Consider the following 12,211-nt stretch of genomic DNA (forward strand, 5'->3'; position numbering starts at 1 on the left):
GGGTGTGGCGCGTGGCTCGGACTGGCCGTGGCTGCCGCCGCGCCGGGGTCTGGTCCTCGGGAAGCGTACAAGTCAGGGATTCAAGATGCCTGTGTGACGGAGCCCGATGAGGAGGTCGGCGGATTGATTCCGATCGCGCGCGCGACGCCTGGGCTCGTCTGGAGCGACCAGGGCGAGTTGCTGGTCGTCACCTGGAAGAACCCGAACATCTATAAGACCGACTTGGCAGACCGGCATGAAACACCTCTGGACACCGACAACCTCCTATGGGTGACCCCGGCGCCCCAGGTCCAGCACTATTGCCAGGCGGTGCTCGGGGCGGACCCTCAACTCGGTGATGACGGGCTCGCGCTGCGGCTCGCCCAGTATCTGGGTCTGCCCCCATACCGCACCTACGGGCTCTTTGTCGAGCTATGGGTCAAGCCGCAGGATCTGTTTCGCGCCTGTGTGGACCCGGAGACGAGCGACGATCGCTGCTCCCTGGTACCCGGCACGATGCCCGCAACCGTCACGAACATCGTGGATTATCCGACCTTTTACGAGGGGCTGCGCAAAGCCAGTTGCAAAGGTCGCTTCCCCCGACCCTGGACTGGGCTCGGCTACACGTATCAATGGGGGAATGTCACGACCGAGGTCGGCGCCTCCGAGCTGGTGCTGGTGCCCGGAGCGCATTACCGGGTCGCGGGCTCGTGTGCATCGCGCGATTACTGCTCACCCGCAAGAGACGGCGGGGCGCAGGTCGCGGCGATCACGGGTTGCCCGCAGTGAGGCCCCACCCAATGGCACGGGTCGGATCGGATGGGGTTACCCGCAGCGCGTTTGAGACCTTGGTCAATAAGAATCGGCGGTGCCTGATGCAAGACATCCTGCGTTTGACCCTGATACTCCTGGCGGCGTTCCTGACCTTGGCCGCATCTGCTGGAACGAACGCGGCCAGTTGCCCGCGGTGGCCGGAGACCATCTACCTGCTGCGCCACGCCGAAAAGCGCGACCAGACCGACGACAGTCCCCTGAGTTCCGCCGGCTGGCAGCGCGCGGGCGGCTTGCCGCGGGCACTCTCGCGGGTTCAGGTCGGCGCCATCCTGGTGAGTGACAAGCAGCGTACCCGGCAAACCGCAATGGCTCTGGAGGCCGATACCGGCATGACGCCCAGGGCATTTGCTCAGAGCGAACTGAAGGAATTGATTGAAGCCGTTTGCGCGGCGGGCCAGAGCAAGGGCAAAGCCGTCGTGGTCGTGGGTCACACCACAACCGTTCCCGAGGTGATGAAGTCTCTCGGCTTGAAACCGCTCACCCCGGAATTCGGCGACCTGTACGTGGTGAATACTGCCACCTGGAGCGTCGAACAACGACGCTACGGAGACTGCAGCGAGGGCGATTCGCAACTTTCAAAGGTCAATAACCATGAGTGAGGCAATACGATGACAAGCGAGCTGAACGGAAATTGGACCCACCGCAGCTTCCGCAATGTAGATACTGCGGGCGACCCGGTCCTGGCCGTGCCCTGGGCGCCCGACGGCGCCTTGGCGGTCACGACCGACGCAACCGGTTCGGTCAGTGGCCAACTGACATTCCCCTTGGCTCAGAAGGTCTTGTCGGTGACCGGTCAGATCCACGGCCCGGTGGCGGCCGGTGTCGCTGCCCCATGGCCGATGCCGGCCTCGGTGGACCTGCACGCGGTAACCGTGGGCGGTACGGCGGAATACCGTTTGCGTGGCTGGTTCATACCGAACACGAAATCCATTGTCGAAACTGTGATGGCGGTGAAAAATGACCTCGCCGGCGCGCCTGACGGCACCCTGGGCCCCTGGGTGCTGGTGGAAGACTAACCCGTCTTCGACTGTTCGCGCCCATGTTTTGCATAAGCCATTGTTTAGCTTAGACCATAGGGTCAAAGGTCGGCACTATAAAGCGATTAGTGTATGCTGGCTTGGAGCGCGGCGGTGACCCTCGGTGGCGGTTGCGCGAACGCTATAGACCGGAGGCGGAGGCTTCAGCCGGATGCCTAGCGTTCCCCCCGGTTCTTATGAGCGACTCGCCAGCTTCCCTACGCTCTGGACCGCCTGGCACGCCTATTGGCGTGGCAAACGCCGCCGCCCGGCGGTGGCCGCGTTCGATCTGGATGCGGACTTGGGCGTCCTCGCCCTACAGCGCGACCTGGCGGCGCGGACCTTCACCCCCTCTGCCTACAGAATCACCCTGGTCGCCGATCCCAAGGTGCGCATCGTCGCCGCCCCGGCCGGACGCGACCGGGTGCTCCAGCGCGCCCTGCTCGACAGCATCGGGCCGACCTACGAGCGCGACTTCATCGACCAGAGTTTCGCGGTCCGCAGCGGGCGCGGGGCGCACCGGGCGGCGCTTGCCTATCTGGGCTTTCGCATCAGCCGTGCAGGCATTGGTCCGGGACGTTGCGCCGACTGCGCCGCCGGTTGCGCCGGGCCGACGACCTGGACCCGGCGCATCTGGCGCGCAGTCTGCCGGCGTTTCGGGGGATGTGGGGCGCGCTGGGCGGGTGACAACGGTGTTTGACAGTGTCATTGACACTGACAACGACAATGACAATCACACTGACAAATTGTCAGTCAGTGTCAAACGCGAACGGACCGCTGCGCGGTCCGTTGAAGAAAGAAAGGGTCAAAGGGTCAAAGGGTCAAGGCTGGCGGCGCGCGGCCAGGACGCAGCGGAACCCGATGACCCAGTTCCGGTCCTCGGGGTCGACCCAGATCCGGTCCGACGAGCGCAGGTACCTGGCCTCGCGGTCGAAGGCACCGCCGCGCACCACGCGCGGCGACCCGCTGTCCCGCTGGTCCTCATAGTAGAAGTCGTCGCACCACTCCCAGCAATTGCCCGCCATGTCTTCCAGGCCAAGCGGCGCCTGCGCCGAACGGGGGAAGAGCCCGACCGGGGAGGTGACCCCGAGACCCGTCTCGTGGCTGTTGCAGATGCCGTCCTCCCACGGGTCGCCCCAGGGGTATTCGTACCCCTGCGGGCCGCGGGCGGCGGCCTCCCATTCGCGCTCGGTCGGCAGGCGCCCCCCGGCCCAGCGGCAGCAGGCTTGGGCCTCCCAAAAGGAGACGCCGATCACTGGCTGGTTGGGGGCGTTCCAGCGCCGTTCCTGCCAGGCATCCGGTTCGGTGACACCCGTCTGTTGCAGCCAGGCCCAACCCGCGTCGGACCACCATTTCCGGTTGGTATAACCGGCGTCGTCCATGAAGGCGCGGTACTGGCTGTTGGTTACCGGGTAACGCGAGAGCAGGAAGGGTGCCTCGATTGGGAACTTCTCGTTCTGGTCGCCGTAGACATAGACGCCAGCCGGAACCTCGACGTAGGCCCTGGGTTCGCGCAGGTCGGCGATGCGCGGATCGACGAGCCGACCCAGGCAGAGCCCCAGGGTCTGGCGCGCCTTGACCTCGACCGCGTCGGCGATGGCATCCAGACAGGTCCGGCGGAACCCGTCGGCAAAATCGTCGGGGATCGCGTACTCCTTGGCCAGGCACAGCTCCAGGGCCTCGGCCACGAAGACGGCCGGGGCCGGGTTGTCCTTGGTCTGAGCCCGGTCGAGCCCGGCGGCGAGCCCGGTCAGCAGGTCCAGGCCCCACTGGGCGTTGCGCAAGCCGAAGACCCGCGCGGCGAACAGAAACAGGAGCGTCGGACGCCACTCCGGGACGGTCCAGCGGTTGCGGAAGACCAACTCCAGGGCGGCGCGATCCGCGCTGGTGCAACTGATCCGCTCGGCGGCCAGAAACTCCTGGAAGCTCAGGTGATAGAACGCGGCGCGACCATTGGGCCGGGGCAGCAGCAGGCCGGAGCGGGTCAGCAGCTCCTCGCGCTGGACGGCGGGTTCGACTCGACCTTGCTCGTAGGCCGGATTGAGCTGGGCGAAGCAGCGCAATAACCGCTCCAGTTCCAGGTCGCCGGTCTCGGCGCTCGGGGTTGGGCGGTCCTCGTCCAGCCCCTCGCCGGTGTGCATGCCATGGGCGATGGCTTCCAGCCGGGCCTTGACCGGCTCGCGTTGGCGCGCATCGCCGGGGTAGCGGTTATAGAGCACGTTGTCGACGATCTTCTGGTAGAGGTGGTAGCGGTCCTCGGGCAGCCGCCGGCCGTTGCCGTAGATGACGCACAGTGCCGTCAGCAGCAGGGGGTTCTCGGCGAGCGGGGCCAGGTCGTCGCGGTCGTGGATGGTTGCGATCAGGCCGGCGGCCAGCGCGGACTTGTCGAGGGTGTGGAACCAGCGGGTGACGAACAAGTCCTGCAAGGGCTCGGGCAGGGGCTCCAGGGGCGCCTGCGGCAGGCCGAGTAGGTCGACGCCGCCGTAGGTGCGGCGCAGCCAGGCGAGGTAGTCGGGGGGGATGGCCGGCTTCGGCGCCTGGGCGGGAAAAACTCCGTCTTTACCGCTTTGGTAAAGCAAGAACGTCGCTTCTCCTTTGGGGCAGCCCGGTTGGTTGAAGTCTATTTGCCAAGCGCCTTTGTTCCAGAGCCGGAATAGCACCCGCACCCGTTTGGGGTCAGGCCAGAGTTCGATCCACTGGAAGGCGTTGGGGTGGCGGCTCCCGTCGTAGACGCAGCCGGCGGCCAGTTCCAGGCAGGCGCGGGCCGGGTCGGGCGGCCGGATGAAGGCGGCCTCACCCTCATGCAGGTGGCCACGCAGCACGAGATCGCAATGCAGGTGGATGGACTGGCGCGACTCGTGGGTGTCGAATTCGGCCAGGTAGTCCCAGGGGTGGTGCAGCAGGGCGAGACGCCAGTCGGCGCCTTCGCCGTCCGGGTGCAGAACGGTCTGGTGGACCTGGTAGCGCCCGAGCAACAGGCGCCCGCGGTCGGTGTCGCCGCAGGCCATCCAGGCGGAATCCAGGCGTATTCCTCCGCCTTACCGGAAAAGGCCAGGTCGCCGGTGATCGCCACCAGGTCAGGTTGAAGCCCGTGCCGGACCTCCTCGTCGATAAACTGCGCCAAGGCGCGGAGGACGGGGTCCGAGTCCCATGACTTGCCGGTGCGAAAATGGATGTCGGACAGATGCAGGAGGCGAATCGGTTGATCCATGGCGGTACCCGAGGTCCGGTGCATTAAACCGCGTCCAGCGCGAAATACGTAATTTTCATTGTGTGTTCGGCCTTGGGGGTTTAATCAACCTCGGTGGAGACGCGGTTTAAAATTGATGTTCTTCAAAACTTTAAACCGCGCCAACTCCATCAATCGCCGAGTCTGCCGGGGCCGAGCCAATCCAAAAACATTGCATACCGCGCTGGGCGCGGTTTAACAGCCTGGCGATGTTGCACGAAGCGTAACCGCTGGTCCAGATCCCCGGCAATGGCCGCGGCGCGGCGGCTGGCGTCCATGCGCGCGAGTGGGAGAACCTGACCGATACGGATGCCGCGGCGTGTGCATGGCCGGACCGTCACCGGCGACGCCAGCAATTCCAAATTTGGGTGGCCGCCGCCAACAGCGTGTCGGCAGCGAGGCCGATGGTGGATGCGCTGCGCTTATCCACCCTACGAAACCGGCTCCGTTGTAGGGTGGATAAGGCGCGCCGCTCGGTGTCGGGGACCCGGCACGGCGGTCGCGCGCGCCGCATCCACCAGCGGTCGCGCGGTGCCGCCCAAATTTGGAATTGCTGCCGGCGACGCCCGCCGGTGCCGATCCCGCCCGCTTCGTGCTAGGCTTGATTCCTGCAATTCCAAGACCGGACGCCTGTCGCCCATGTCCCCCAGCGCTGCCACTGAACTCGCACACGCGCCCCAGGTCCCGGCCCCGCCGCCCCGGCCGCTGCCCGCGGCGCGCTCCGCGGACGGTCTCCTGGTCTCGGAGGCGGTCTACTGGACTGAGTATTACCTGGAGTCGGACCACCATTACGAGTGGAACAACGGCCGCCTGGAGGAGAAACCGGTGTCCGATTACGAGACCTTTCTGGTTTATGCCTGGTTTTCCGAGCTGGTGCGGCACTTCCTGCGCACCCACCCCTGCGCGCAGATGGTCGGCCTGGAAATGGGTTTCCGGCTGCCGCTGCCGAGCGGCACCGTCATCCGTAAGCCCGATTTCGGCGTGGTTCGCAACGACAATCCCCAGCCGCTGCTGCCCTTGGATTGCTCCTACCACGGGGTTTTCGACCTCTGTATCGAGGCCCTGTCCGACCAGGAGCGCAGCGGCATCGTGCGCGACACCGTGACCAAGAAGGCCGAATACGCTGCCGGGGGCGTGCCCGAGTATTACATCCTGCATCAGAATCCCGCCCACCAGGCGTTCTACACCCGCACCGCCGCCGGGTTCTATACACCTATCGAACCACAGGCCGGGGTGATCTGCTCGCGGGTGCTGCCGGGGCTGCAATTCCGCCCGACCGACCTGGCGCGCCGACCGGAGCTGGAGGCGCTGCGTGACGATCCGGTCTATGCCGGCTTCGTCCTCCCCGGCTGGCGCGCGGATCGGGAGCGTGCTGAGGCTGCGGCGTGGCAAGCCGATGCCGAGGCGCGGCGGGCCGATGCCGAGACGCGGCGGGCCGATGCCGAGGCCCAGGCCAAACGCGAGGCGGTGGACCGAGCCGACGCAGAGGCGCGGCGGGCCGACGCGGAGGCCCAGGCACGGCAGCGCCTGGAGGACGACCTGGCGGCCCTGCGGGCACGCCTTGATGAGGGTCGGATGCGGTGAGGGACGGACGGGTGATGCGGTTCGAGTACTCACCGCATCCTACGCGCTGGACCCGGCGCATCCGGCGCGCAGTCTGCCGGCATTGCGGGGGATGTGTGGGGAGTCCATCCGGGCGCAGTCGGCCGTCCACCTAGGCGGTCAGGCAGGGTCACCGACTGGCCCTGCTGGGCGTCCTGGCCGAGTAGGTCGACGCCGATCCCGCCCGCTTCGTGCTAGGCTTGAATCCTGCAATTCCAAGACCGGACGCCTGCCGCCCATGTCCCCCAACGCTGCCACTGACCTCGCACACGCGCCCCAGGTCCCGGCCCTGCCGCCCCGGCCGCTGCCCGCGGCGCGCTCCGCGGACGGTCTCCTGGTCTCGGAGGCGGTCTATTGGACCACGTATTACCTGGAGTCGGACCACCATTACGAGTGGAATAACGGCCGCCTGGAGGAGAAACCGGTGTCCGATTACGAGACCTTCCTGGTCTATGCCTGGTTCAGCGAACTGGTGCGGCACTTCCTGCGCACCCACCCCTGTGCGCAACTGGTCGGCCTGGAGATGGGCTTCCGACTGCCGCTGCCGAGCGGCACGGTCATCCGCAAGCCGGATTTCGGCGTGGTGCGCAACGACAATCCCCAGCCGCTGCTGCCCTTGGATTGCTCCTACCGCGGGGTCTTCGACCTCTGTATCGAGGCCCTGTCCGACCAGGAGCGTAGCGGCATCGAGCGTGATACTGTCATCAAGAAGGCCGAATACGCTGCCGGGGGCGTGCCCGAGTATTACATCCTGCACAAGCATCCCGACCATCAGGCGTTCTACACCCGCACCGCCGCCGGGCTCTATACCCCCATCGCACCGCAGGCCGGGGTGATCTGCTCGCGGGTGCTGCCGGGGCTGCAATTCCGCCCGACCGACCTGGCGCGCCGACCGGAGCTGGAGACGTTGCGCGACGATCCGGTTTATGCCGGTTTCGTCCTGCCCGGCTGGCGCGCGGATCGGGAGCAGGCGGCGACCGAAGCGCGGCGGGCCGATGCCGAGGCGCAGGCCAAACGCGAGGCCGTGAACCGGGCCGATGCCGAGGCGCAGCGGGCCGATGCCGAGGCCCAGGCCAGACGCGAAGCCGTGGACCGGGCCGATGCCGAAGCCCAGACCCGACAGCGCCTGGAGCACGAACTGGCGACTCTGCGGGCACGCCTCGCGCAGGGTCAGTCCGACGGCTGAGCCGCGCCAAGCCGCCAAGTCGTGCCATGCTGTTCCCGATGTCCAGCCGGTTATATAGCGTTCGGTCATGATTACGATAGGGGTTCGTGGGGCGCCATTCCTCGCCAAGCGGCGGCAGCGTCGTCACGTCGACTGCCTGCGGTACGACATCGCGGCCTTGATCCCGGTTCCGGCCAGCTTTCGCCGTAGCTCAGGGGCGGAAACGTCATCCACAGATGTCACAGATGTTCACAGATAAAAACAGATGTTTTTTCCTCATCTGTGAACATCTGTGACATCTGTGGATCAATCCGAGTGGTCGCTTTGGCCGCAACGGCGATTATGGCCCGTGCGCCAGAGCCGCCTGCTCAGCCTTGGGATAGAGATGAAACACCGAACGCCGATACTCCGCGGCAGCGACCGCCCGAGCGCTCCTATGTCCGCCGGGTGGGCGGATCACTGGTCGCTGTCGGACACTACCTGGAGGAATGAGGCCGGTGCTATAGGTCAGCTTGGCGCGAGCCCGTAGCGGTCGATCTTCCGGTAAAGGGTGTTGCGGCTCATGTTCAGCGTCTCGGCGGTGCGCGAGATGTTCCAGCCGTGCCGGTCGAGACAGTCGCGGATCAACTGGATCTCCGCCGCCTTGAGCGGGCCCTCGGCGCCCGCCGGCAGCGTCTGCGGATCGGCGATCACCGCTGGTGCCGGCGCGGCGGTACGCGGTAAGCGCGGCAGATTGAGATGGTCGACCTCGATGATGCCCTGTTCGCAGAGCGCCACCGCGGTGCGGATGACGTTGCGCAGTTGGCGGATGTTGCCGGGCCACTCGAAGGCCAGCAGCGCCGCCATGGCCGCCGGGGTCACGCGCAGTTCGGCGCCGGTGTCGTTCTGCGCCTCCAGCACCCGCAGCACGAGTTCTTCCAGATCGCCGCGCAGACGCAGCGGGGTCAGATGCAGCGTGATGCCGTTGAGCCGGTAATACAGGTCCTCCCGAAAGCCCCCATCCACCACCAACTGGGCCAGGTCGCGGTGACTGGCGGCCAGGATGTTGATTTCGACCTGCACCGGCCGCTCGGCTCCCAGCGGAATGACTTCCTGCGTCTCCAGGACGCGCAGCAGGCGCGACTGCATGGCCGGCGGCATGTCCCCGATCTCGTCCAGGAACAGGGTGCCGCCGCTCGCCTCCACGATCTTGCCGCGCCGACCCTCCCGGCTGGCCCCGGTGAAAGCCCCGTGCTGGTAACCGAAGAGCTCGCTCTCGATCAGTGCCTCCGGGATCGCGGCACAGTTCAACGCGACGAAGGGCCGGTCGCGCCGCTCACTGGCGCGGTGCAACGCCTGAGAGAACAGCTCCTTGCCGGTCCCGGTCTCCCCATGAAGCAGGATGGGAATGCGCTTGTTCATCACCCGCCGCGCGCGCGCCGCGGCCTGCTGCATGCCGGGGTCACTTCCCGCCAGGGTCTCCAGGGTGCACAGGTCGGCACGGCAGGGGTTCGGCCCGATGGTCTTTGCCGCCACGGCGGCGGGAACCCGCGGATCGGCACGGCGCTGGGGTTTGCGGTACTGGTAAACGAAGCCGAACAGGCGTTGGCCGCGGGCCTGATCGTGCAACGCGCGGATCGTCCCCCCCTTGCTCGGCACGCCAAGCAGGAGCGGTTCGAGGTCGCCGGACAGGATCTCCGCCAATGCGCGCCCGCGCAGCGCCGCCCGGTCGCCGACCCCCAGAAGCCCAGGCGCGGCTCCATTGACCGCCAACACCCGGTTGTCTTCTCCAAGCGCGATCAGGCACTCCTGAGGCAGGCCGATGCCCTCCGGCCGGTCGTGCAGGCGCAGCACCCGGCGGTCGCGATACTGCCGCAGGAAATGCTGATTCTCCAGAATGGTGGCGGACTTGCAGACCAGCGCCCGCGCCAGTGCCTGACCGGAACGAGAGTCCTCGGCCGCACAGCAGGAGGCGTCCAGGACGCCCAGCAGGCGGCCGTCCGGGTCACGGATGGGCGCCGCGGAGCAGGTGAGGTCGATGTTCTGGCGCAGAAAGTGATCCTCGCGGTGGACCGTCACCGGCCGGCCCTCCACGATGCAGGTGCCGATGCCGTTGGTGCCGAAACGCGCCTCCCCCCAGTCCGCGCCGGTCCACAGGCCGACCGCCCGCAGTTCCCGCTCCAGGGTACGGTCGGCGAGATGCCGCAGGATCACCCCCTCCGCATCGGTGAGGATGACGGCGTACCCGGAGCCGGCGAACGACTCCAGCAGGATACGCAGTTCCGACTCCGCCAGGCGCACCAGCGCGGCCAGCGGCTCGGCCCGCTCACGCAGCAGGACGCTATCCAGCACCTGGACCTCGCGTGGACGCAAGGGGTCCAGATCGGGCTGGGCCAGGCAGCGCTGCCAGGATTGCAGGATCGTCGGCGAGAGGTCCAGGCCCCCGCTGGCGCCGCGGTCATCCGGCTCGGTCAAGCCCCCCGCCGCGCCGGGCGGCTGGCCGAAGGCGGCGGCAGCCGAAAGCTTGTGGGCGTGCCGTTCGGAAAGGGTCGATGTCACCATGGTGTCCTCTGCGCCCAGTGGTTGGGAGCGGGTCGCGGGGCTTGGCCCAAACCCGCGTAGGGGTTGGTGCCTGATGGCCCTTTTGTTGTTGTCCGGCTTGTCGCGCACACGCGGGGCGCGGCGGGGTCTGATCGTCGAAGTCTAGTGGTTGCCGACAGTGAGTACAAATGATCAGTATTGATAGGGTGCCGACTGCGCGGGACGACAGCATTTGAAGTTGCTGCTCTTCCAGTGGGCATCCTGGGACCTTATGTGATACTGCCGTCGTCGTCCCATTCCATCCCCGGAGTCCGCTTATGAACGCCGTCGATCTGATCGCCCATGAAGCGACCGCACTGCCCGCGGCCCTGCAGGCCGAGGTCCTGGACTTCATCGGCTATCTCAAGACGCGCCACCCCCAAGCCCCCGCGGTTGCCGCCGACAACGCCAAGCTGGCCGAGTTGATCGCCTTTTTTTCGCCCTACCGCAAGGACTTCGGCAGCTTCGTCTTCGATCGGGACGAAGCCAATGCCCGGTAGTTTCACCGACTCCAACGTCGTTCTTTACAGTCTGAGCTACGATAGCCTGATCGTCGCCGCGGCCCAAGAAGCCGGCTGCGCCACTGTCTATTCCGAGGACTTGCAGCACGGGCAGGTCGTCGGCCCCGGGCTGACCGTCGTCAACCCGTTTCTCGCATCAGTCGTTCCGTAAACCACCGCTTGAACTTGCGGCCTTGATCGTAATCCCGGCCAGCGGCGTGCGGGCCATGGTCATCGTTTCGGCTGTAGGGTGGACAAGCGGTAGCGCAGTCCACCGAATCCCGCGCCGCCGCTGGTGGACTGCGCTGCGCTTGTCCACCCTACGGGGCCGCGTGGCCGGAACCATGATCAAGGCCTGATCAGGCATTGATCATCGTTCCGGCCGGTCGCGGACGGTCCGCACAGCGGACCCTACGGTAACACCATGACCTGTAGGGTCCGCTGTGCGGACCGACGACCGCGCAGATCCCGCGATGGCCGGGTTTATGACCAAGCCCACGACGACGATCTTCGTCATCTCAGTCATTTCCAGCAGTCTGGGGGCCGGCGCCCAACGCCTCGGCGGCGGCCGTCACCGATTGCGAGGTCTTCGAGGTCTTCGAGGTCTTGGACGGAATTCAGTCTAGTTCCCTAGTGGCCCGTTCCAGTCTAGTTCATTAGCGGCCCGCGCCAGCCTAGCTCACGAGCGACCCGTGCCGGTCGCGTACCCCAAGTCTAGTCCGGATGCAGGGTCGGGTGGCAAGCGCCCGGCGGAGGTTTGCCTGGAATCTAGCGTCTTGTATCCGGTATTTGCGGAAACCATGATCCAGATCACAAAACGCCCCTTGCAAGACAGCAGCGAGACGCAGAAAGTACACATCGAAGGGCGATGGGCTGTGCCTGGACCGGCAGCCGATGTGCGACACCGAGCGGCTGTGGGGGCCTCGGCAGGGCGCGGGTGGGGCACGTGCGGTGAGGCGAGGTGCCTGGGCGGTCGGCGGGATTCAGTCTAGAACCCGAGTGGCCCGTGGCGGGCTAGCAGGTCGCCGGCCCGTGCCAACCTAGAACACGTTGAACTAATCCGCTCCGCGGGGCCTACCGCGCCCATCCCATAGCGCCATTGAATCGCGAACAACGCGCGGATATCCCCAGCCGCCCCGCGGTTGACCTCCAGCCCCGCCCCGGCTCCCATCGTCCACACTTTTAACGGCCCGATCCGGGTCGTTAACAGAGCACTGGACGATGACTCCCTTACGTGAGCAGATGATCACCGCCATGCAGATGCATGGCTTCTCGCCGCGCACCCACGAAAGTTACCTGGCCGCGGTCCGAGACTTGGCGAAGTTCA

Annotated in this window: 10 protein-coding genes; 8 read left to right on the forward strand and 2 right to left on the reverse strand. The window is 66.5% G+C overall.

Going from position 1 to position 12,211, the window contains the following annotated elements:
• The first annotated feature begins 93 nt into the window (after positions 1-93).
• The 4 genes from A39O_RS40140 to A39O_RS0101135 all read left to right on the forward strand — a co-directional run bounded on the left by A39O_RS40140 (position 94) and on the right by A39O_RS0101135 (position 2,529).
• Positions 94-768, forward strand: a complete 675-nt coding sequence (locus A39O_RS40140; RefSeq protein ID WP_020502875.1) for a hypothetical protein — start codon at positions 94-96, stop codon at positions 766-768.
• A gap of 86 nt (positions 769-854) precedes the next feature.
• Positions 855-1,412 (forward strand): histidine phosphatase family protein, encoded by a 558-nt coding sequence (locus A39O_RS40145; RefSeq protein WP_157639547.1) that lies wholly within the window; start codon positions 855-857, stop codon positions 1,410-1,412.
• A gap of 9 nt (positions 1,413-1,421) precedes the next feature.
• Positions 1,422-1,829, forward strand: a complete 408-nt coding sequence (locus A39O_RS0101130) for a hypothetical protein (protein WP_020502877.1) — start codon at positions 1,422-1,424, stop codon at positions 1,827-1,829.
• Positions 1,830-2,001: 172 nt separating this feature from the next.
• Positions 2,002-2,529: a reverse transcriptase family protein gene (locus A39O_RS0101135; protein WP_020502878.1), complete on the forward strand. Its 528-nt coding sequence runs from the start codon at positions 2,002-2,004 to the stop codon at positions 2,527-2,529.
• 121 nt (positions 2,530-2,650) lie between these two features.
• Here A39O_RS0101135 and A39O_RS36070 read toward each other — a convergent pair whose 3' ends face one another.
• Entirely contained in the window at positions 2,651-4,837 is a 2,187-nt protein-coding gene (locus A39O_RS36070; protein ID WP_020502879.1) for an SUMF1/EgtB/PvdO family nonheme iron enzyme, read from the reverse strand.
• Between the two features lie 860 nt (positions 4,838-5,697).
• On the opposite strand from A39O_RS36070, the gene A39O_RS43075 reads away from it, so the two are divergent.
• The gene (locus tag A39O_RS43075) at positions 5,698-6,642 is read left to right on the forward strand and encodes a Uma2 family endonuclease (protein ID WP_020502881.1); all 945 of its coding nucleotides are present in this window, start codon (positions 5,698-5,700) and stop codon (positions 6,640-6,642) included.
• A gap of 256 nt (positions 6,643-6,898) precedes the next feature.
• The gene (locus tag A39O_RS0101155) at positions 6,899-7,846 is read left to right on the forward strand and encodes a Uma2 family endonuclease (protein WP_020502882.1); all 948 of its coding nucleotides are present in this window, start codon (positions 6,899-6,901) and stop codon (positions 7,844-7,846) included.
• Between the two features lie 486 nt (positions 7,847-8,332).
• On the opposite strand, the gene A39O_RS31460 is transcribed toward A39O_RS0101155, so the two are convergent.
• Positions 8,333-10,366: a sigma-54-dependent Fis family transcriptional regulator gene (locus A39O_RS31460; RefSeq protein WP_020502883.1), complete on the reverse strand. Its 2,034-nt coding sequence runs from the start codon at positions 10,364-10,366 to the stop codon at positions 8,333-8,335.
• Positions 10,367-10,662: 296 nt separating this feature from the next.
• Here A39O_RS31460 and A39O_RS31465 point away from each other — a divergent pair, with 296 nt between their 5' ends.
• Together A39O_RS31465 and A39O_RS0101170 are read left to right on the forward strand one after the other, a co-directional pair.
• Positions 10,663-10,884 carry a hypothetical protein gene (locus A39O_RS31465; RefSeq protein ID WP_020502884.1) on the forward strand — a complete coding sequence of 74 codons (222 nt, stop codon included), beginning with the start codon at positions 10,663-10,665 and terminating at the stop codon, positions 10,882-10,884.
• Positions 10,874-11,056, forward strand: coding sequence for a PIN domain-containing protein (locus A39O_RS0101170; protein WP_020502885.1), 183 nt, complete (start codon positions 10,874-10,876; stop codon positions 11,054-11,056). Before A39O_RS31465 ends, A39O_RS0101170 begins: the two co-directional genes overlap by 11 nt.
• Positions 11,057-12,211: the final 1,155 nt, after the last annotated feature.

It is taken from the genome of Lamprocystis purpurea DSM 4197 (assembly GCF_000379525.1).
Taxonomy (GTDB): domain Bacteria; phylum Pseudomonadota; class Gammaproteobacteria; order Chromatiales; family Chromatiaceae; genus Thiodictyon; species Thiodictyon purpureum.

Excerpts from the sequence above, each read along its gene's own strand:
- A39O_RS40145 (WP_157639547.1), top strand. The coding sequence starts at position 855 with ATGCAAGACATCCTGCGTTTGACCCTGATACTCCTGGCGGCGTTCCTG.
- A39O_RS0101130 (WP_020502877.1), top strand. The coding sequence starts at position 1,422 with ATGACAAGCGAGCTGAACGGAAATTGGACCCACCGCAGCTTCCGCAAT.
- A39O_RS0101135 (WP_020502878.1), top strand. The coding sequence starts at position 2,002 with ATGCCTAGCGTTCCCCCCGGTTCTTATGAGCGACTCGCCAGCTTCCCT.
- A39O_RS36070 (WP_020502879.1), bottom strand. The coding sequence starts at position 4,837 with ATGGCCTGCGGCGACACCGACCGCGGGCGCCTGTTGCTCGGGCGCTAC.
- A39O_RS43075 (WP_020502881.1), top strand. The coding sequence starts at position 5,698 with ATGTCCCCCAGCGCTGCCACTGAACTCGCACACGCGCCCCAGGTCCCG.
- A39O_RS0101155 (WP_020502882.1), top strand. The coding sequence starts at position 6,899 with ATGTCCCCCAACGCTGCCACTGACCTCGCACACGCGCCCCAGGTCCCG.
- A39O_RS31460 (WP_020502883.1), bottom strand. The coding sequence starts at position 10,366 with ATGGTGACATCGACCCTTTCCGAACGGCACGCCCACAAGCTTTCGGCT.
- A39O_RS31465 (WP_020502884.1), top strand. The coding sequence starts at position 10,663 with ATGAACGCCGTCGATCTGATCGCCCATGAAGCGACCGCACTGCCCGCG.
- A39O_RS0101170 (WP_020502885.1), top strand. The coding sequence starts at position 10,874 with ATGCCCGGTAGTTTCACCGACTCCAACGTCGTTCTTTACAGTCTGAGC.